Here is a 21,832-nt window from a genome sequence, read left to right as displayed (position 1 = left end):
CTCAATCGTTTGATAAACCTGTCTCGCTAATTATTGCGCGAGTTAAAAAGTACGCAGTATTTAATCGGGGAAAATACTGCGTATTTGATTAGTATTATCAAAAATAACCGATTGGTAAAGGTGTGTTTAGTTAGCCAATGCCATAGCCAGTAAACTAACTGGATGAATTGTTTTTAAATCAGTGTTTTCCTCAATTTGCCATTTACAGGTTTCACAATCAGTTATTGCATAATCAGCATTGGCTTGGCGGATCTTTTGAAATAAGTCCTCACCAATTTTGATTGAAGTATCATAATTTTCAGTTTTAAAACCATAAGTTCCGGCTAAGCCGCAACATTGACTATCTAATACCTCAAGTTCTAAACCTGGAATCATTTTCAGTAATTCAATGGTATATAAACTCCCTCCGGTACGCTCAAGGTGGCACGGAGTATGATAGACCACTTTCTTATTAATAGGTTTTAGCTTAGGGGTATTACCATTCATAAATGCTTTAAGTAGAAAACGAGTTACATACTCAATCCGATCAGCAACGTTGGCATTGTCAACTTTTAAAACATGTGGGTATTCTTCACGTAAGGTAAACGCACAAGTTGAAGAGGTTGAAACAATGGTTGAATTATATTTTTCAACAACCGCTGCAAAACTTTGAGTATTGAGCAATGCGTTTTTCTTGGCTTTATCAAAGAAACCATTAGCAATCAGTGGTACACCACAACACTTTTCTTTTTTTAGTAATTGCACACCAATGTTCATTGCATTCATGACTTTGATGAAATCTTTACCTAATTGTGGGTGATTATAATTCACATAACAGCCGTGAAAATAATGTACTTGTTGTGGATAGTGAGTTTGGTTATGGCAGTGTTTTTTATACCATTGGCGAAAAGTACCATGGGAATATTTAGGTAAACTTTTATGATCATGAACCCCAATGGTTTTATGCATGACTTTTTTAACCGGTTTCATGCTGGTAATCGCATTGACGATTGGTGCGAAAGGGGTTGCGACAGATCCCATTAAATCGGTATGGCTAAGGACAAAATCACGAATAGTTTTAATATTTAGATCGTGTTTAGCATGTTTACTACGCGCAACAGCAATCATGTCACCAATTTTAACGCCAGAAGGACACGCGGTTTCACAGCGTTTGCAGTTGGTGCATAGCTTGAGCATATCATCATAAAATTCCGCGCTTTTAATCCGTAATCGCTCGCCATCAGGGCCACATTGTTTAGGGCCAGGGTAATTCGGATTGGCTTTAGCAACAGGGCAATAAACGGTACATACGGTGCATTTAATGCATTGGTCAAAACTGGTATCTTGCTTGAGCATTAGATATTGCCCTCTGCTAATGATGGAAAAATAGCGCTTGATTGATGATTGTTCTGTAGAGCGATCATTGATTGTGCCGCATGAAAACCGCTACTAATAGCAACACCGCTACCACTGCCTTCAAAGATAGGATTGTAATGCGCCAAAATAGCCCCTGCACAATAGAGATTGGTAATGGTATTACCGTTAAGGCTAGGTTGTAACTGCTGATTAGTTTCAACCCCCATGCCAAGAAATTGATGCGGTTGATCGCTGAAAAATTGTGATTGATACCAATGCTGGTGGTTGGTTGATGCTAATGGCGCGATATCTAACCCAAAAACGGCTTCTTCAATATGATGGCGTTCTGCATGTAAACCACGGCTAAAGAAACTGCCACTGGCGAGTAAATAGTGATTGGCAACCAGTGGCATGTCACCATGGTGGCGAGTGAAAATACGTTGTAATTGGTTATTCTCAAATTCACCATGAGTCACTTCATCGCCAGCAAGAATCAACCCACCTAACGATTTATAATAGCTTTTCATCGCATCTTCTAAACGAATGCCAAGTAACGATGGCGGCATGGTTGGAATTTCGCACAGTGTGTAACCAGTTAACTGTTCAATTTTTTTGATGATCTTAATGCCAGTACCGTTGCCAAAGACAGCAGGAAGAACCACCAGATCTGCCTCGCCAATGGTATTTTTCATGGCTAACGCAAAACGTTGTAGTTTATGGTCATCGGCTAAGACACGAGAAATATCAATTGAGCGATATTCACACGGATTACGCTGCATGAGTTCAACATCAGGTAATGCAACGGCTGCAGTGGTAATTTCCACGTTAGCAAAGTGGGGCAATAGGCGTAAGTTATCGGCTGCTAATTGGGGCTGAAAATCACGGAAACCATCAATCGTTACTAATGCGATTTTATGTAATGCTTGTGCGGGTTCAAACATTGGAAAAGGGTGTACAGTGGATTGCGATAACCATGTTGCTTTAAATGTTCCCATTGGAGTAATGCGCAGATGGTTACAATCATCAGCTTGATGATGCAGTTCAATGCCAATATTTGCCATTGTCTGTTGATACCAATCAATCGCTTGACAAGTAACATCAAGCCCTAATTTACTGTAAGGATGCTGTGGTGATTGAGTCGTTAATCGGTCAAATTCACGAAAAGGATATTGGATTGCAGTACCATTAGGTAAACGGCTTAACACATCAATTGATCCTGAAGAAAAATGGAGTGCACTTTGACCTGCAGCAATAACGGCTGTTTTAAGTCCTGCTTGAGCACAACGGATCGCACAGGTTAAGCCTGCAACACCACCACCAATAATTATATTATCAAATTTCATTATTTTTCCTCGCCTTGTGGCTGGTTAGTATTGGTAGATGTTGTTGCTGGTGGAATATCGCTGACACCAAATAGACCTTCATAAATCCAATAAGAAAATTCGGCTTCGCGTAAAGCATCTCCCCAAAAAACAGGTTTAATGCCTTTCCAGCGTTCTTCAAGAAAATCACTCAGAATATGGCTGGCATGGTTGCCATCAGTGTTGCCATATTCAGCAAATAGCCCAGCCGCTCGATAAGAACATAATTCCCCTTGGCAAGGTCCCATACCAACGCGAGTACGACGGCGTAAATCAACTAAGTTATGCACATCAAGTTGCTTGATGGCATATTCAACTTCACCACAAGTTACCATTTCACATTCACAAATAATGGCTTGGCTTTTCTTATCATCGGTTAAAAATTGTTGCGCGCGCTCACCGTGGCGGTAATAAGCGGATTGATAAACAGGTTTAGCTAAACTGGCTGTGTGCTTAATGGCTTTTGGTTGTTCGGAACCCGGTAATGGCCGTTGATGAGTGGTGCAAGGAGTAGTATTCCCCAGTTTTTTGGCAACTAAATCGGTGGTCCATTCAGCCATCATACGGTAGGTCATTAATTTACCGCCAGTAATGGTAATAAAACCGTCCATGCTATCGCGTTCAGCATGATCTAATAGCACGATCCCGCGGCTAATATTACGACCGCTAGTATCACCATCAACAGCCACTAATGGACGCACGCCAGCATAAGCGCGTAATACTCGAGTATTGGCCATGATTGGAGCAAGCTTGGCACCTTCTTTTAATAAAATATCAATTTCTTTGCTGGTGACATGAAGATCATCAATGTCTTTATAATCAATCCGCTCCGAAGTTGTTCCAATCAGTGAAATGGTATCTCCTGGGACTAAAATATCGGCATCAGAGGGCTTGCGACAACGGTTGATCACTAAATTATTAATGCGATAATCTAAGATCAATAATGATCCTTTAGCAGGGAACATAGTGATATTAAGATCACCGTACTGGCAGATTTGCTGTCCCCAGATCCCAGCCGCATTAATCACCTGCTGCGCTCTAATTTCAAAGTGAGTATTGGTTTTAAGGTTTAAACACTTAACCCCTTTAACGACGCCATTTTGTTGAATAAGATCAGTAACAAAAGTGTGATTAAACAATTGTGCGCCATGTTCGATAGCATCAAGTGCATTTGATGAAGCAAGCCGAAAAGGATCAATGGTACCGTCGGGGACTTTTACTGCTCCAATTAAATGCGGATTACAGTTCGGCTCTAATCGTAACGCTTGTTGTGGGGTTAATTGTTCGACATCAATATCAGCACCTTGGCAGGCGCTAATAAATTGCTGTTGAAATTGAAGATCATCACTTGGCAGAGAAATAAACAATCCTTGCGTATCTTCTACACAATGACGAGCAATATTTTTAAGAATACGATTTTCAGTAATGCATTCTTTAGCGGACTCTGGATCTGTCACAGCATAGCGGGCACCAGAGTGAAGTAAGCCATGGTTTCGACCTGTTGTACCAGAGGCTAAATCGTCTTTTTCAATTAAAATGCATTTTATACCGCGCAGGGCACAATCACGCATTATCCCCGTACCAGTTGCACCACCGCCGATGATCACAACCTCTGTTTCTAACCAAGTCGTCATGTTCGTTTCGCTTATCGTTATTGAATTATATTATTAGCGCTTTAAACGCCCACTATTTTAATATGGTTAATATGCCATTAAATTACATGCTATTTGGTGAGCAAACGCACATAAATGAGCGAACGAACATTATTGGTGTTCCTTTTTGTTCATGACGTGGCTATTTGAAGATCAGCAAATGGAACAATTAATGAGGTGAGTATCTTTAGCATTAAAGGGGCGGCTGAGATTCGCATCTTGACGTGACTTGAGTATAATTGTGCTCCCTTTATTTTTTATGATGCTTATTATGATCGGCTATCTCGCATTTTTAATTCCGGCACTGCTTGGTGCGCAATGTATTCTTACTTTAGTTCTCACCAAAGGGGAGATTTGCCCTGGTCAACGTGGTCGCGTACATAAAATGTTGCCAGTATTACTGGTTGGCTGGTTGTTAGCTACGATCTGCAAAGTATGGGCGATACTGCCGTTATTGAGTTTGTTATTTTTTACTGTCAAAGTGAAAACCAGTAAAACACGAGATTCAGGGCCTCTCATCGTACTTTATGGATCGAATGTATTAGGTTTCATTTGTTGGATGATGTTAGTGCCAATGATGGATATGCCTGAAATGCTGTTAAGTTTAATGGCGATGGCGCTATACGGTAGCTTACTTGCCCATGTATTACTGACGTTTTCACGTACCCGCTTACAGGCTTTTCACCGCATTTTACCCTTTGTAGGCTTTGTGAGTGCAATAGTGTCAGTCTTGCTATTAGTGTGGAAAATTATCTTTATGGGTGAGGTTGCAACTGCGCCTTATACTGTTGAAGTTGTCACTTCATTGGTGTGTTTAGTCATTGCATTACTGGTATGGTCAGGGCATATTTTATTACATAAAACCGTCAATAAATGGCAGCTATTAGCAGCTGCGGTACTACTTACGTTTTCAGCTGTGATGCAATTAACCTTATTTTAAGCCATCACAGTGAGTCATAAATAGCCTTTATCTTGTTTGAGATAAAGGCTTTTTTATAGCTGCGATATACGGCAAGGAGAATTTATGACATATCGTCTATGCTTAATGAGTTACGTACAGTAATGGCGATGATCATTGAAATAGTAAGGGGGATAAAATGGAAATTAATAACTTACTTGGTATGGATACCCATATTGTGATTGGCATTGTGAATGAGCGTTTACGGTTAGAGTGTTGCTCAATGGCAGAATTAACCTCTCGTTATGAATTAAGTGAAACTGAACTGACAGAAAAAATGGCTCAGCAAGGCTATCATTACGATCCACTAAATAATCAGTTTAAGTAAAGTGAGCTTTATTGATGCAAGGTGTTAAACCGCTTTAATACCTTGCAAATGCTGCTGACATTGCTGTTTCGCTGTTGCAAAAAAAGCCTTCAAATAGTGGTGCTGGTATTCTGATGCTCGTACCGCCGCAAAGAGACGCCGCCATAATCCGGTGCCTAATGGTTTGCTGACAATTAATCCCTGACGGACAAAACTATCAACTGCCCAATTCGGTAATGCCGTAACTCCCATTCCCGCAGACACCATTTGTATCAACATCAGACTATTATCCGCTTGCTTCCATGCTAATGGCTCAATGGCTGCGGGTTGAAGAAAGTGCTTAACAATATCTAAGCGATGACGTTGAATTGGATAACTGAGTAGAGTTTGATCGATAAGATCAGCAGGCTCTATATATGACTTTGTCGCTAATGGTGATTGCGAAGCAACAATGAGGCACATTTCAAAATCAAACAATGGCTCATAATGAATTTCGTTGCGAGGGTGAATATCTGATGTAATGACTAAGTCTAATTCGCCTTGAGCCAATGCCGGAACTGGATCAAAACTAAACCCAGAGCAAAAATCAATATCCACATCAGGCCATAGTACTTGATATTGTTTTAATGCTGGCATTAGCCACTGAAAACACGAATGGCATTCAATGGCCATTTGTAATCTTGCCGTTGTCTGATGTTTGCTATTGGCTAGTGCTTGCTCGGCAATTTGTATTTTGGGCAATACGGTGTCGGCTAAATCAAGCAGCACTTTACCTTCAGCAGTAAAGCGTACTGGGCGTGTTTTACGTAAAAAAAGTTGGCTACCTAAGCGTTGTTCCAGATCTTTTAGCTGATGAGACAGTGCTGATTGGGTTAAATATAAACTATTTGCGGTTGCAGTGAGTGATCCTGTTGTTCTCAGTACTGTTAATGTTTTGAGGTGTTTAAGTTCAATCATATTCCATCCTTGGAGTACTGAGTTAGCCATTGATTGTTTTATAATCTACTCGTTAACGCTGTAATTGTAAACATCCAGATGGCTAAACGGCTATGTTATCGATTGATTTTATCAATTACTAGCGTTTTAACGTGAAAAAAATTCATGATCGTTATGAGGAAAATCACCTTGTTGTCAGCGTTATTATTGGTCACTGTGTTAGTCAACTAATGTCATCTTAGCCATTGTTTTTATATGGATTTATGGTTAATACACAGCGGATTAAAGGAATATAACAATGACAGCACAATCAGAAAAAAAGACCGATATAACTAAAACGGTGACCCATATTTTAGGCTATCCACGTATTGGTAGTCAGCGCGAATTAAAATTTGCTCAAGAACGTTATTGGCAGGGTGAGATCGATCAATCTCAACTTAAAAACGTTGGACAAGAGTTGCGTCATCGGCATTGGAATGATCAACTTAGTGCCGGACTAGATTACGTTGCAGTAGGGGATTTTGCTTGGTATGACCATGTATTAGGCACAAGCATGTTGCTTGGTCATATTCCAAGCCGTCATCAGCAAGGTTTTCCTGATTTAGATACCTTATTTACTGTCGCACGTGGTAAAGCGCCGACGGGATGTGCATGTGCCGCTGCTGATATGACCAAATGGTTCAATACTAATTACCATTACATCGTGCCAGAATTTACTGCAGAAGATAATTTTAACGTTAGTTGGCAACAGTTATTTGAAGAAGTGGCAGAGGCTAAAAAAGCAGGCCATAACGTTAAGCCGGTATTATTAGGGCCGGTGTCTTATTTATGGTTAGGTAAAGAGAAACAGCAAGGGTTTGATCGATTGACATTATTACCTCGCTTATTAACAGCCTATCAGCAAATATTAACCAAATTAACCGCATTAGGGGTTGAGTGGGTACAGATAGATGAGCCAGCATTAGCGCTTGAATTACCCACTGAATGGACAGCAAGTTTTAAATTAGCTTATCAAGTGCTTCATGGTGGTCCTAAGTTATTACTGACCACTTATTTTGATGATATTAGCCATCAGCTCGCCACAATTTCACAGCTCAATGTAGATGGTTTACATGTTGATTTATCAGCAGCACCAGCACAATTATCAGTCGTGGCTGACGCTATTCCAAGTCATTGGGTGCTATCTGCAGGTGTAATTAATGGTCGCAATGTATGGCGGGCAGATCTGGCTGAATGGCTAATTCGTTTACAGCCGCTAAAGCAGCAATTAGGGCGTAATTTATGGTTAGCAAGTTCATGCTCTTTATTACATAGCCCAATAGATGTTGAGAGTGAAACTGAGCTGGATAGCGACGTTCGTCAATGGTTAGCATTTGCCAAACAAAAATGTCATGAAATTACCTTATTGGCTCAAGCGCTTGATGGTGAACAAAGTGCGATTGCTGCATGTACTGATTACAGTGCTAGTATAAAAGCCCGTCTTGAGAGTGAACGTGTGAATAATACTCAAGTACAGCAACGTACTGCAGCCATTACACCACAATTAGCGCAACGAGCGCTTCCTTATGCTGAGCGAGCGATTCAGCAGCAACATGCGTTGCAATTACCCTTATTACCCACGACGACGATTGGTTCATTTCCACAAACAACGGCTATTCGTAGTCAACGTAGCGATTTTAAAGCGGGGCGAATAACTGAGGCTGACTACCATCAAGCACTGGAGATACATATTCAAGATGCAATTACTCGACAGCATAATTTGGGACTTGATGTATTAGTGCATGGTGAAGCTGAGCGTAATGACATGGTGGAATATTTTGCAGAGCAGCTAGAGGGCTTTGCCGTTACTCAATATGGCTGGGTACAAAGTTATGGATCGCGTTGTGTTAAACCTGCAATTATTGTGTCAGATATTTACCGATCCAAGCCAATGACTGTCGATTGGATCCGCTATGCACAATCTTTAACCACTAAACCTGTTAAAGGAATGCTCACTGGTCCCGTAACAATATTAGGGTGGACGTTTGCACGAGAAGATTTATCCCGCGAAGTGATAGCCAATCAGATTGCATTAGCACTGCGTGATGAGGTGGCAGATTTACAAACAGCAGGGATTAATATTATTCAAATTGATGAGCCAGCAATAAGAGAAGGGTTGCCACTAAAACAGAGCCAATGGCAGACGTATCTCGATTGGGCTGTGCAGGCGTTTAAGATCTCAGCTGCAGGAGCTGCACCACAAACACAGATTCATACGCATATGTGTTATAGCGAGTTTAATCAAATTATCGCATCAGTAGCGGCATTAGATGCTGATGTGATAACCATTGAAACATCACGTTCAGACATGGAATTACTTAAAGCATTTGAAGCGTTTGCTTATCCAAATGAAATAGGGCCTGGTGTGTATGATATTCATTCACCAAATATTCCAGAGGTTGAAACGATCACTGGGTTAATTGATAAAGCTGCGGCTTTGATTCCGATTGAGCGTTTATGGATCAACCCAGATTGCGGTTTAAAGACACGTAATTGGACTGAAACGGAAGCGGCATTAACCAATATGGTAACTGCTGCCCATATTTTGCGTGATAAATACCGTGAAGTGACTGCAGCATAATCGAAACAATAAAAAAGCCGTCTATAAATATCGCTTTCTTATTGAAAGGATGAAGACGGCTTTTAATATTTATTTACCAATAATTATTGCGCGTTAGTCGCTGCAGCATCACGTGTAAATGTTAAGGTATGTTTGGCGTTAGTCATGGTCATGGTATCGCCTGAAATGCTAACTTTATTCCAATCAGCAAGAGATTGAGCAAAAGTCTGTTCAATCTTCATTTCGTTATCTGGACATAGCATCATTGTCATGCCCATTTTTTCAATGCGAAATTGACCGTCTTTTACTTCGGCTTGACCAAAGTAACGGTTGCAGCCCGCGTGACCATTTGCAGCTAGATCTGTTGCCAATTCTAGCGTAGGCGCTTGAAAAGGCGCTGGTTGAGCAATATCTTGATTATCAATTTGCACTAATGACCAACTACCGTTAGCAAGCTCACTACCCGTTACTTGGTGTGGTGTTGTTTGAGTGTTAATACCCGTTGTTGAACATGCAGCTAACATCATAGGAAGTACCAGAGCTGATAATAGACGCTTTTTCATTATAGTTATTCCTGAACAGTAATGTTGATAAGTGAGCAAAGTGCAAACATTCATAGAGAAAAATTTGCTAGATAAATGATTGTCATCTTCTTTGTTAGGCATGTGTATTACGCCATACAGATTATGAGAATATTGAATAAAAAACTATTTTATCGTAATACTTGCTTGCATGGATTATACCTATTTCTTGCCGAATAATGCGGTTTTATTTGTTTCTAAAGGTATATTTTTGACATATTTAGTGACGGATATGTAAACGGTATGAATAATTGAAGTGTGTTTTATTGGTTTGATGAAAAATAAGAGGATAAGTGAGACTTACCCTCTTAAATACATCGTTTAGGGTACTATTTAGCTATTTTTGACTCAATCGCTTTTTCAACCATATGCAAATGAACATCTTGTTGTGGGAATGGAATCGAGATCCCTTCACGATCAAAGCGCATTTTCACTTCACGAGTAATATCCCAATACACATCCCAGTAATCATCTGTTTTTACCCAAGGACGAACAATGAAATCAACCGATGATGAATTTAACGTATGTAGCTTAATGTTTGGTTCTGGGCTACGTAAAACAGAAGGGTGAGATTCAACTATATCTTGTAAAACACGCTCTGTTTTTTCGATGTCATCACTGTATCCGATGCCAAAAACCATATCAATACGACGTACTTTTTCATGTGTTACGTTCTTGATGATATCGCCCCAGATCTTACTGTTAGGTACGATAATGATCTCATTACTGAAGGTTTTAATTGTAGTATTAACTAAACTCATGTGACTAACTTTACCAGTAATACTACCCGCTTCGACTAAATCACCGACATCAAATGGGCGATAGATCAATAACATCATACCTGATGCAAAGTTAGACAATGTATCTTGTAGAGCAAAACCAACAATAATACCTGCAACACCAAAACCGGTTAGAATAGGCGCAAGGTTTAAACCGACTTGCGAAAGTGCGATTAGGATACCGACAGCAAAGACAACTTTACCTGACATTGAAATAAAGAATTCTTGCATTAGCATCGACATTTTGAAGTTCTTAGTCGAAACCGCACGCGTTACCATTTTACGAACAATATTCTTTAATGTTTTGAATGCAAAGATAATAAAGATAAAAATAAATACTTTAAAGATCATTTGCGGTAGATTTTCAAATAACCATGAACCAAGCTCACTGGTCCATGAGGTCGCAATTGACCACATTACCTTACTATTTAATAAGTCATCTGTGACATTACCTGTTTGTTCAAACAGTACCCGCTTATATTCTGCGGTATCAATGTCCATATTGTCAGCTAATTTAACGAGATCTGTGAGGTTTTTAGTATCACTATCAACTTGGCGTTGCGCTAAAATTTGCGAAACTTGCAGTGCTTTGAGTTCATCACCGGTTGCCGTCTTTAACTGCTTATTATTTAAATCAAGAGCTTGACTACCAAATGTGAGTGATGCTGACATAAAATCAAGACGATGCTCAATATTGTTTTTAAGTGCTTTAATCGCATTAGGTTGAGGTTTACCTAACTGCTTCATCCATTGATAATTTTCCCATTCTTCATTAAGAACAAGAATAATAAAATCACGACTTTCAGTCAGCGCCTTTAAAGCCTCTAGCTTGTCAGTATCTTTTGCTTTATCAAGCGCTTTTTGATCGCGTTCAAGTTTAGTTTGTAGGAACTTCTCAGCGTCTGCTGCAAACGCTATTTGTTGTTCTACTTGTTTAAGCAATAGCTTTTTATCTGCTTTCTTATCGTCAATTAACCCAATAAGTGTTGTTCTTAATTCTTTGTTTTTATTAAGTAATTGCAGGCGAATAACATCAAGCGAAGAGCCTGTTGATGATGTCGCTTCTTTTGCTAAAACGTTAAGTTCTTTGTTTAGTGTTTGAAGTTGTTTATATTCAACATTCGTTTGTGGGGGGATCGTCGGCTGTGGTTTTGTTTCTGCAAAACTGAGCGTAGAAACGAAGATAAGCATTAATACCAGTAAGCGCATGTTGCGATAAACTCCTGCTGGTGATAAGAGATAATATAAAGTTATCAGTGTTTATAATGACTACTGATAACAAGCTATATATTGCCATTAGACAAATGTGCGCAGATTATAACTAAATCGACGCTCGCTGCTATAAATATTCATTCAAAATTGAAAAATTGATGTAGCAACTGTTTTTATCGTGAATGACAATAACTGCTAAGGTAAATCCTGCTGACATAAAAACCGATAGTGATTAAAAGCCCATGTCCAATCTGGTTGCCAATATTCTTGTGTAAGAACAATCACGACATTGTGTTGTAAAGAGGGCAATATTTGCTGCAATAATAAGTAACTCGACTTATCAACAATAATAATATTGCAATCATTGTCGATAATTTGATTAATTAAAATTTGGGGGTTTAATTGTTTGATTAATGTATAGGATTTTATATTTCGATGATTTAATTGGTAGACAAATAATTTATTAACAGGAGAGTTATTAATTAATATAGCCACTGATTTTATTGGAATATTCGTTGATGTAAGTACATCTATCCAAGCCGTAACTTGTCTTATTTGTTGTTTATAGCGCATCATCACACCCTCCATAATTGGCATTATCAAGTGTTAGCTATCAAGGTGGGCAAGACTATCTAATCCTTATTTATGTACTTTCATTATAGAGTTAATTTCGAACTAATGGAGTAATGATTGTGTGAATGCGCTATGGTGTTGTTATCACTCTGGATCTCGTTCATTTAAATTATCATACACAATTTGACTGTCTTTTTGAGCGTAAAAACAGACTTGAAATTGTGTATCAGCAGTTAAAAATTCGACTTTGTGCCAGTATTGCGGTGGACTAATGGCAACCTCACCTGCATGAATGATAACTTGTTGTTCAATATCACTACGTCGGTCACTAAAGCCATAAAATTTGAGTTGTCCTTGTGATACGCATATTTTTCCATAAACACCAGTACGAGTATTGTGACGATGTAAAAACATCTTCGGAATATTTTCAGCAGTAAATATTGGAGTGGATTTATAGTTCACGTAGTCTTTTGGAATCGTTGCCATGATGTGTGCCTCTACTGAGTAGAAATAAAACATAACTATAAAATACATGTTTATAGGTGGTACTGCAATCATTTCTCTTAATAGTATCGTGTGATTGTATTTTAGTTACTGATTTTATGAGGTTTTAATAAAAAAGCCCCTTCATAAAGAAGAGGCAAGAAGTACCATCGCTTTTATTATTCGTTAAAAATAGGCTTAACCAAAATCGCCATTAACGTAACCTCGAGTACGATCATCTGCTGGGTTATTAAATAGATTTTGGGTTTCATCATGTTCAACTAATTCCCCCATTAAGAAGAACGCTGTTCGATCTGATATACGGCGAGCTTGTTGCATTGAGTGAGTCACAATAACAATGGTGAATTCTTTTTTCAGTGTTTCCATCAAGTCTTCAATCTTTTTGGTTGCTATAGGATCAAGGGCTGATGTTGGCTCATCCATTAAGATTACTTCAGGTTTCATTGCAATGGTGCGTGCAATGCATAGACGTTGCTGCTGACCACCAGAAAGGCCAAAAGCATGCGATTTCAAACGATCTTTGACTTCATCCCATAATGCGGCTCCACGAAGAGATTGTTCAACAATGGCGTCTAAGGTTTTTTTATCTTTTACACCTTGAGCACGTAAACCATAAGCGACATTTTCGTAGATACTCATTGGAAATGGATTTGGCTTTTGAAATACCATTCCAACTTTGATACGTAATTGAGCCACGTCTATATTGCTATAAACATTTTCATCATCAATGGTCAGTAAGCCTTTAATGGTAACGCCTTCGATTAAGTCATTCATACGATTTAAACAACGTAATAAGGTTGATTTTCCACAACCAGAAGGGCCAATAAGTGCCGTTACTTGGCGGTTAGGGATCGGTAAGTTAATTTGCTTTAATGCTTGGTTTTGACCGTAAAAAAGATCAAGATTTTCAATGTTAAATTTGTTCATGTAATGGATCCTCAAAATTTAGTAAGTCGCAGTATTAAAACGGCTAGCGATAAGCTTGGTAATTAGGTTAATTACAAGAACAACAATAATGAGTACTGTTGCAGTACCATAAGCTTGGTTCCATTCATGTACGGTATAAAGCTCTTGAGTAAGTTTGTACAAGTGAACAGTCAGTGTACGTCCCGAGTCAAACACACTGTCAGGTATACGCGCTACCATACCTGCTGTCATAAATACCGGTGCCGATTCACCAATAACGCGACCAACGCTGAGGATAATGGCGGTCACAATTCCAGGCATTGCGCTCGGAAGAATGAGTCGCCAAATAGTATAAATCTTAGAGGCTCCCAAACCGTATGAACCTTCACGGTAAGTTTGTGGTACCGCCATTAATGCTTCTTCAGTGGTACGAATAATCACCGGAAGAATTAAAATACTTAAAGTTAATGCACCTGATAGGATCGAATAACCAAAGCCGAGAATAACCACAAAAAAGGTCATACCGAAAAGGCCATAGATAATCGAAGGAATACCAGCTAAAGATTCAGTACAAAAACGAATAACTTTAACTAACCGACTGCCAACTTTGGCATATTCAGTAAGATAAATTGCAGTCATGATCCCTAATGGTGCAGCAACAGCAATTGAAGCAGCAACCATATAAAGAGTCGATACAATCATTGGCCAAATGCCAGATTCTTTGCCAATCGTGGTGTAGTTTGAGCTAATAAACGACCAATCCACATGAGCAAGGCCATTACTGAGAATGTACCACATAACCCATAATAAAAAGCCAACCGTAACGCCAGCCGCTAACCAGATAACGGCAATAGCTAAGCGATCTTTTCGTTTTTGTGCCGCAGGATTGGCATTTTCTAGTCGACTGGTTTGAGCAGATAAAGAGTGATGATTAAGCATTGTAAATTACCTCGCTCGCTCACGATTTAGATAAAGAAGGATGCCGTTGAGTGTCATAATAAACACCAATAGCACAATACCTGTGGCATACAGTGCGCTAGCATGAATACCGGTGGCGTAAGACATTTCAATAGCAATATTTGCTGTTAGTGTTCGTGCTGACTCAAGTAACCCTTCAGGCATCGCAGGGGAATTACCCATAACCATAATGATTGCCATTGTTTCGCCAAGTGCACGTGCTACGCCTAAAATCACGCCAGTCATAATGCCAGATCGTGCAGCGGGAACGATGAGTTTAAAAATAGTAAACATCGGTGATGCGCCAAGCGCTAACGAACCTTCTTTATAAGCCCGTGGTACCGCACGAATTGATGTTTCAGAAATGGTAATTACGGTTGGTAGAATCATCACTGCAAGTACGATAATTCCCGCTAAGATTGTATTACCCGCTGGTACATTAAATATTTCTTGAATCAGCGGCACAATAATAACCAGCCCAAAAAAGCCATAAACAACAGATGGAATACCGGCTAACAATTCAATCATTGGACGAATAAAACTGGCAAGGGGTCTTGGTGCTACTTCAGCAATAAAAATGGCAGTTAATACGCCAACGGGGACACCAATCATTACTGCACCTGCTGTTGAAACAAGTGAAGCGACAATCATCGGTGCAATACCATAGAGCGCTGGTGGTAACCAATCGGTGCCGAGGACAATACCTGCAACACCAGAGTAAGCAAAAGCTGCATAGCCTTCACGGAAAATAAAGTAGCCAATAGTAATAAGTGACAAGATACCGATAGCTGCACTGAGCATAAACAGGTATTTAAAGAACATTTCGCGCCAGTCGATACGTTTTTTCGACTTTAACGATGGTATATTCTTAGTTGATTTTTCAATATTCGCGATGGTCATAACCTACACTCCAGAAAGGCTACCAATGAGCAGCCTATTTCTGAGAAGTCAAAAACGCTCAACTCAAATTAAGTTGAGCGCTAAAATAAAAATTAGTTAACTGAGATGAAACCTTTATCTGCAACAATTTTTTGCGCTGCTGGTGATTGGGCCCATGTTAGGAATTCCAATGCTTCTTTTGATGGACGGCCTTCTTTATAAACCACGATAAATGGGCGTTGAACGCTATAATCACCGGCTTTAATCGCTGCGACGGATGGTTTATGTCCATCAATAGTCAGTGGCTTAACGGTATTATCAACCGAGCCCAGTGAAATATAACCGATAGCGAAAGGGTTATTGGCTACCGTCGTTTTTAATTGACCGTTACCACTTGCGACTTGTGCTTTTTGGGAAATCGCTGATACTTTTATGCCGTTAATCTTTTTCTTTAACGACATGATGTCTTCAAATGCGCCACGAGTACCTGACGCTGTATCTCGTGTTGCGACAACAATCGGTTTATCTTCGCCACCGACTTGATTCCAGTTAGTTACATTACCTTTGTAGATTTCAGTGATTTGTTCTTTGGTTAAATCAGTGACAGGGTTATTGTTATTCACAACAACGGCGATACCATCACGTGCAATAACGATTTCTTTTATTTGTGGTGATTCTTCTGATGTTTTTAAGTTACGAGATGACATACCAAGGTCAGCTGAACCGTCGTGAGCAACACGAATACCTGCTGATGATCCTGGTCCTTGAACTTCTACCGTTACATCGTTAGATTTCGCATAAGTTTCACCCAATACTTCCATGAGGGGAGAAACAGAGCTAGAACCTACAACAGAGATAGTCTCGCCAGCGAACGCTGCAGAACTAACAGCAAGTGAACTTGCAACAACAACTGCGCCGATAATCTTTGTTTTCATTTTCCTAATCCTTTCTTGTTGGGCAAAATGCCAATAGGTTTGAATGAACATGACAAAGATTAGAAAAGTTATGTGACAGTAATGTTTCAGAAGTTTGAACACTCTATGAATGCTGTAATAAATGCTTAATAAGTATGTATTAAAAAATTCTTTTATTTGGAGGGTTTAAGTGTCGTTAACGTAATCAATATTCAATCACATAATTGGATGTCATATACTGTCAACAATAAACCATATTACGATGACACCGCATTAATCTGTTTGGATTGTCATGGTTTTTTCTTAAAATAAATAGGTTGTCGATGTTAAAAAAAGCACAACAAATGATTGTATTTAATGCGCTAACTAAACAACAAAGCTTTACTAAAGCCGCGCAACTACTTGATATCTCACGTACTCAAGTCAGTAAACTCACACAACAGTTAGAACAGCGACTTGGTGTGCAGTTAGTACAACGAACAACCCGATCATTTGCGTTAACAGAGGCCGGACGTTTATTTGCGAAGCACTGTGAGAAAGTAGTGCAAGAAATCAATGAAGCTGAAAGTGAATTATTAGGAAATGAAGATAACTCACAAGGATTATTGCGGGTGGGTATAGCACAATCTTTTGCTTCTCATCATGTGGCACCATATATCAATGAGTTTCATGAACAACATCCATTATTAGATTTAGAGTTGAGTTTGTTTGATCACCGTGTTGATTTGATTGCAGAGCAACTTGATCTTTGGATTGGTTTTATGGATTCACCACCAGAAGGTTTTGTGGCTCGTCATTTGAGTAATTGTGATTTTGTATTAGTGGCCAGCCCAGAATATTTAGCCACTCATGGTGTACCTTATCAGCCGAGTGATTTAGCTGACCATAACTGTATTATTTATTTTAGCCGTGAACGCAAAGATAATGTTTGGAGTTTTAGTCAGCAAAATAATAATCAGAATATTAAAGTGACAGGTAATTACCGTGTCGACTCTGCTGATGCTATTCGAGACGCAACAATTTCAGGTAATGGTATTGGTTATTTGGCAACATATTTATTAACTGATGAGATTCGTCAAGGAAAGTTGATTCGATTAATGCCTGATTGGCAATTGACACAGCATATGCCGTTATATGCTGTATATCCAAGACATAAATTTTTGCCTAATAAAGTGAATCTATTTATAGAATTTATTCGTAGGCATATAGATGCGGGCAATATTTTGTGTAAATGGTGATGATGCAAAAAACAGCAACTTCACGCAAACGGTTGGCTAAAACAGGGGAGTTAATGTTCCAAATTGTAATTATTAGAGGTAATAGTATCCCCTATAGGAACCAATCTAATGATTTTCGTTTGCTTAGCCTAAAAATAATGCAATTTAAGCTTAATTTGTTAAGTTACTGTTGCTTGCAATAACAATTTGATCCTTGTCACACTTTTTTTTATGAATACACTCTTTCCGCAATCGTTTACTACACCAAACATTGGGGAATGACTTTGCATTATCTTGTTGGCATGCTCGGTATTATTACTATTTTTGCAGTAGGTTTTTTATTTTCAGAAAACCGCTCAGCAGTTAATTGGCGCAGTGTTTTAGGAGCTTTTTGCATTCAAGTTGTGTTTGCCGCTTTTATTCTTTATGTGCCCGTTGGCCGAGTGGTATTAAATAGTGTTTCTGGTGCAGTATCTGGCGTGATTGATTATGGCCGCGAAGGTACATCATTTTTGTTTGGTCAATTAGCACAATTTAAATTGGGCTTTATTTTTGCGGTTAATGTCTTACCTTCTATTGTCTTCTTTTCGGCATTAATTTCCGTATTATATTATGTAGGTGTTATGAAATGGGTTATCCGTGGCATCGGTGGCTTATTACAACGTCTATTGGGCACTACACGTACTGAATCGATGTCAGCGACGGCGAATATTTTTGTTGGCTCTGTAGAAGCACCATTAGTTGTACGTCCATTTTTAGCCCGTATGACTCGCTCAGAATTATTTGCAGTAATGGTTGGTGGACTAGCTTCTGTTGCTGGTGGCACGATGGTGGGTTATGCCGGTCTTGGGGTGCAATTAAAATACCTTATTGCCGCTAGTTTTATGTCTGCGCCTGCAGGATTGATGATGGCAAAATTGATCGTGCCACAAACTGAAGGTGTACATAGCATGGAAGAAGAAGATGACGGTGAAGAAGATGAACCCGTTAACTTAGTCGATGCTGCATCTCGTGGCGCGCTAAGTGGTCTACAAATTGCTATGGCTGTAGGTGCAAGTCTGTTAGCCGTGATCAGTTTAATTGCGATGGTAAATGGTGGGTTAGGCCATATTGGTCATTGGATTGGGATTAATGATCTTAGTCTTAATATGATTTTCGGTTATATATTTGCGCCAGTGGCATGGTTAATTGGTGTACCTTGGTCAGAAGCAACCACCGCAGCTAGCCTAATTGGTACTAAAATTGCAGTAAATGAATTTATTGCGTTTGCTGAGTTAATGAAACCAGAAACGATTGCGAAATTGAGTGAGCATTCGCAGGCAATCGTAACATTTGCACTATGTGGTTTTGCTAACTTAACATCTATCGCAATGTTAATGGGGGGGTTAGGTGGTATTGTACCTCAACGTCGTCCTGAAATTGCTCGCTTAGGTATGAAAGCGATTTTTGCTGCAACGTTAGCTAATTTAATGAGTGCGACTTTAGCGGGCTTATTTCTTCCGCTTTAATCGTGGTATATTGACGCTGAAAGATTAGAATAAACAGAGAGCCTAGCTCTCTGTTTTTGTATTCGAAATAAAGCACCAATAGTAGGAAGATGATCAATGAAGTCTGATAGTGACAAACTCATCGCAAAACACGCGCAATTAATTCACAGTGAAGGCGTAACAGTGAATTCTCATACGCAGCGAGATGATGGCGAGTGGATACAGCATTCATTGATGATTGACGGTTATAACGTGCCTTTTAAGTTTAAGCGTAAATCAAGGTATCGAACCCTTGTTGGCGCAAAAGTAAATATGACCTATTATGCTGATTCAATTACAGTGGCAGGCTTAGAATTTGAAATAATGAAAGTCGTCCGAATTAAGCGTTATTAATATTCACAAGGAAATAGAATGAATTGGTATTTTGCTGTTCTTCGTAAATATGCTCAATTTCAAGGGCGTTCACGCAGAAAAGAGTTTTGGTTTTTTACATTAATTAACGCATTCCTTAGTATGGTATGTGGCTTAGTCGACACAACATTACACTTACCAACATTGGTTGAAGGCTATGGTGTGTTAGCTGCTATATATGCGGTTTTTGCATTTTTACCTACAGTTGCTGTGATTGTTCGGCGTTTGCATGATCAAGATCGTACCGGTTGGTGGGCTTTGATTATGCTCATTCCTATCGTGGGCATTCTGGTGTTACTTTACTTCATGTTGCAAAACAGTACAGAAGGAAGCAACCGCTTTGGTAATAACCCTAAACAGAATGATAATACAACTCTCAGCGTCTAATTGTTGTTGTCTCATCGCTTATATAAAGATAGCCCAATCTTAGGATTGGGTTTTTTGTTAGGTAGAAACATAAACATTCATTCCATTCCTGAACAATGTGCTTTAGTATGCAGTTATTAGCTGACCATTCTGTTTTTGACCGAAACAAGAATTATATTCTGACCGAATATTGCTAATAGACTGGGATTCATCGTTTAGGAGTACGATAATGACGCATCACCCTCAAAATGAACACTGTTACCCCCCCTCATCATTAATAGTACATGCTTGTATTACTCATAAGGTATGTAAGATGAGTTTTTCTTCTGCTTGTTATTTTAGTTTCCGATTTAGTAACGGTTCACTGTAACCGCGCCTTTTATCGACTAAAAATCATCTGTTATTAGTCATGTATCTCAGTTGAGGTATATGGATAGCTGTATCTAACAAATAAGAAGAAATGGAAATATGAATACAAAATTACTAGGTAGTTCGCTAATTATTGCGGGCACGGCTTTAGGCGCAGGAATGCTTGCTATACCTATGGTATTAGCTCAGTTTGGCTTACTTTCAGGCTCATTATTGATGCTGTTTATTTGGAGTGGGACAACATATGCTGCTTTATTATTATTAGAAGCCAGTATTAAAGTTGGCGGTGGCTTAGGTATGAATACCATCGCACGCAAAACACTAGGTAAAGGTGGGCAACTCATTACTAATGGGTTGTTGTATGCTTTACTAGTTTGCCTGTTAATGGCTTACATTATTGGTGCTGGTGATTTATTACAAAAACTGGTGACAGGGTTGGGTTTTGAATTATCGACACTGCATAGTCAAATCATTTTCACAGTGTTAGCTGGGGGGATTGTTGCTGCAGGAACGGGTGTGGTTGATAAACTTAACCGTGTGTTATTTATCATCATGATCGCAGTCTTGATTATTACGTTAGCCGCATTAATACCGGGTATGAGTTTTAATCACTTCTTTGAAGCAAGTAATACCAATAACGTTGATTTAATTAAAACCAGCGCAGTATTGTTTACTAGCTTTGGTTTCTTTCCTGTTATACCTTCTCTTGTATCTTATAATAAAAAAGCAACGCATAAGCAATTGAGAAATATGGTTTTATTAGGATCTCTTATCCCTCTAGGCTGTTATTTACTATGGTTATACGCAGTGGTCGGAAGTTTATCTGCTGAGCAATTAATTAAGTTTGATAATGTTTCAGTGCTTATTGATGCGTTAAGTTCTCGTTTTGTTGGCATTCACATCATTCTTTCTATTTTCACGGGCTTAGCGTTGTTAACGTCATTCTTAGGCGTCGCGATGTCATTGTTTGATCAAAATATTGATTTATTTAGAAAAAATCGCTTATTTACTTATATTTTAACATTTATTTTGCCTTTATTAGGCGCAATCTTTGCTGCTAATCAATTCTTGTCTGTTTTAAGCTATGCTGGATTGATTTTAGTATTTATTGCGGTATTTATACCGATGTTAATGATTCGTAATATAAGAAAATCAGCTCAAACGGCATCAGATGATGATTATCAAGTGGCAGGAGGTTCAGGTGCAATGCTAATGAGTCTGTTCTTCGGTTGCTTCTTAATTGGTGCGCAACTTATTTAACAATTTGTCATTTTTAGTTAAACGCTCATTATTGATGGGCGTTTTTTTTGCTTATATGATGAGTATCTAAAAGAGAGCAGGGTAGCAGATTGACCGATCTGTAGTACCCTGTTGAAGCACTTTATATGACCAATATAAAGTTTAATCATTAAAGTCTATAATCTACTTTGGAGTACGAATTAACATCGTAAGTGAACAATAGAATTTATCGGCTGATAATACAAACTTTCACTAATGAGAGCTATATTCAAACCGTTTTTAGCAAAAGT

Annotated in this window: 20 protein-coding genes; 8 read left to right on the top strand and 12 right to left on the bottom strand. The window is 39.0% G+C overall.

The window, feature by feature from the left end:
* Positions 1–126: 126 nt before the first annotated feature.
* From glpC to glpA, 3 genes are read right to left on the bottom strand one after another with little or no spacing between them, the layout of a single operon-like run.
* Positions 127–1,335, bottom strand: a complete 1,209-nt coding sequence (gene glpC, locus G6R09_RS09365; RefSeq protein WP_163921964.1) for an anaerobic glycerol-3-phosphate dehydrogenase subunit GlpC — start codon at positions 1,333–1,335, stop codon at positions 127–129.
* Entirely contained in the window at positions 1,335–2,678 is a 1,344-nt protein-coding gene (gene glpB / locus G6R09_RS09360) for a glycerol-3-phosphate dehydrogenase subunit GlpB (RefSeq protein WP_163921961.1), read from the bottom strand. The genes glpC and glpB overlap by 1 nt, the downstream gene beginning before the upstream one ends.
* Complete coding sequence (gene glpA, locus G6R09_RS09355) at positions 2,678–4,330, bottom strand: anaerobic glycerol-3-phosphate dehydrogenase subunit A (RefSeq protein WP_163921958.1); 1,653 nt, start codon at positions 4,328–4,330, stop codon at positions 2,678–2,680. The genes glpB and glpA overlap by 1 nt, the downstream gene beginning before the upstream one ends.
* 289 nt (positions 4,331–4,619) lie before the next feature.
* On the opposite strand from glpA, the gene G6R09_RS09350 reads away from it, so the two are divergent.
* Together G6R09_RS09350 and G6R09_RS09345 are read left to right on the top strand one after the other, a co-directional pair.
* Positions 4,620–5,288, top strand: a complete 669-nt coding sequence (locus G6R09_RS09350) for a hypothetical protein (RefSeq protein ID WP_163921955.1) — start codon at positions 4,620–4,622, stop codon at positions 5,286–5,288.
* Positions 5,289–5,445: 157 nt separating this feature from the next.
* Positions 5,446–5,634, top strand: coding sequence for a DUF4250 domain-containing protein (locus G6R09_RS09345; RefSeq protein WP_065167820.1), 189 nt, complete (start codon positions 5,446–5,448; stop codon positions 5,632–5,634).
* 24 nt (positions 5,635–5,658) lie between these two features.
* On the opposite strand, the gene metR is transcribed toward G6R09_RS09345, so the two are convergent.
* Positions 5,659–6,570, bottom strand: coding sequence for an HTH-type transcriptional regulator MetR (gene metR, locus G6R09_RS09340; RefSeq protein ID WP_065167821.1), 912 nt, complete (start codon positions 6,568–6,570; stop codon positions 5,659–5,661).
* A gap of 277 nt (positions 6,571–6,847) precedes the next feature.
* Between metR and metE the strand changes: the two genes are divergently transcribed.
* Positions 6,848–9,169, top strand: a complete 2,322-nt coding sequence (metE, locus tag G6R09_RS09335; RefSeq protein WP_065176665.1) for a 5-methyltetrahydropteroyltriglutamate--homocysteine S-methyltransferase — start codon at positions 6,848–6,850, stop codon at positions 9,167–9,169.
* A gap of 83 nt (positions 9,170–9,252) precedes the next feature.
* Here the strand turns inward: metE and G6R09_RS09330 are convergent, their stop codons facing one another.
* The 8 genes from G6R09_RS09330 to G6R09_RS09295 all read right to left on the bottom strand — a co-directional run bounded on the left by G6R09_RS09330 (position 9,253) and on the right by G6R09_RS09295 (position 16,474).
* Entirely contained in the window at positions 9,253–9,711 is a 459-nt protein-coding gene (locus tag G6R09_RS09330) for an META domain-containing protein (RefSeq protein WP_065167822.1), read from the bottom strand.
* Between the two features lie 347 nt (positions 9,712–10,058).
* A complete protein-coding gene (locus tag G6R09_RS09325; protein ID WP_163921952.1) occupies positions 10,059–11,717 on the bottom strand; it encodes a mechanosensitive ion channel family protein in 1,659 nt (552 codons plus the stop codon).
* Between the two features lie 198 nt (positions 11,718–11,915).
* Positions 11,916–12,296, bottom strand: a complete 381-nt coding sequence (locus G6R09_RS09320; RefSeq protein WP_163921949.1) for a hypothetical protein — start codon at positions 12,294–12,296, stop codon at positions 11,916–11,918.
* 141 nt (positions 12,297–12,437) lie between these two features.
* Positions 12,438–12,779, bottom strand: coding sequence for a DUF1971 domain-containing protein (locus G6R09_RS09315; protein ID WP_065167825.1), 342 nt, complete (start codon positions 12,777–12,779; stop codon positions 12,438–12,440).
* A 195-nt stretch (positions 12,780–12,974) separates the two neighbouring features.
* On the bottom strand, positions 12,975–13,724 hold the full coding sequence (pstB, locus tag G6R09_RS09310; protein ID WP_065167826.1) for a phosphate ABC transporter ATP-binding protein PstB: 750 nt from the start codon (positions 13,722–13,724) through the stop codon (positions 12,975–12,977).
* A gap of 18 nt (positions 13,725–13,742) precedes the next feature.
* On the bottom strand, positions 13,743–14,642 hold the full coding sequence (gene pstA / locus G6R09_RS09305) for a phosphate ABC transporter permease PstA (RefSeq protein ID WP_065167827.1): 900 nt from the start codon (positions 14,640–14,642) through the stop codon (positions 13,743–13,745).
* 6 nt (positions 14,643–14,648) lie between these two features.
* A complete protein-coding gene (gene pstC / locus G6R09_RS09300) occupies positions 14,649–15,560 on the bottom strand; it encodes a phosphate ABC transporter permease subunit PstC (RefSeq protein WP_065167828.1) in 912 nt (303 codons plus the stop codon).
* A 92-nt stretch (positions 15,561–15,652) separates the two neighbouring features.
* Entirely contained in the window at positions 15,653–16,474 is an 822-nt protein-coding gene (locus G6R09_RS09295; protein WP_065167829.1) for a phosphate ABC transporter substrate-binding protein, read from the bottom strand.
* A gap of 302 nt (positions 16,475–16,776) precedes the next feature.
* Here G6R09_RS09295 and G6R09_RS09290 point away from each other — a divergent pair, with 302 nt between their 5' ends.
* From G6R09_RS09290 to G6R09_RS09270, 5 genes are all read left to right on the top strand, one after another.
* Positions 16,777–17,691 carry a LysR family transcriptional regulator gene (locus G6R09_RS09290; RefSeq protein ID WP_065167830.1) on the top strand — a complete coding sequence of 305 codons (915 nt, stop codon included), beginning with the start codon at positions 16,777–16,779 and terminating at the stop codon, positions 17,689–17,691.
* A gap of 257 nt (positions 17,692–17,948) precedes the next feature.
* On the top strand, positions 17,949–19,178 hold the full coding sequence (locus G6R09_RS09285; protein WP_370738401.1) for a NupC/NupG family nucleoside CNT transporter: 1,230 nt from the start codon (positions 17,949–17,951) through the stop codon (positions 19,176–19,178).
* 96 nt (positions 19,179–19,274) lie between these two features.
* Positions 19,275–19,550, top strand: coding sequence for a hypothetical protein (locus G6R09_RS09280; protein WP_065167832.1), 276 nt, complete (start codon positions 19,275–19,277; stop codon positions 19,548–19,550).
* A gap of 18 nt (positions 19,551–19,568) precedes the next feature.
* Positions 19,569–19,955, top strand: coding sequence for a DUF805 domain-containing protein (locus G6R09_RS09275; protein ID WP_065167833.1), 387 nt, complete (start codon positions 19,569–19,571; stop codon positions 19,953–19,955).
* Between the two features lie 447 nt (positions 19,956–20,402).
* Positions 20,403–21,563 carry an amino acid permease gene (locus G6R09_RS09270; RefSeq protein ID WP_163921946.1) on the top strand — a complete coding sequence of 387 codons (1,161 nt, stop codon included), beginning with the start codon at positions 20,403–20,405 and terminating at the stop codon, positions 21,561–21,563.
* Positions 21,564–21,832 lie beyond the last annotated feature (269 nt).

This window comes from Photobacterium sp. Alg240-V54, assembly GCF_900537155.1.
Lineage (GTDB): Bacteria > Pseudomonadota > Gammaproteobacteria > Enterobacterales > Vibrionaceae > Photobacterium.
The sequence above is the reverse complement of the archived record's forward strand: the minus strand, read 5'-3'. Positions and strand labels throughout refer to the sequence as shown.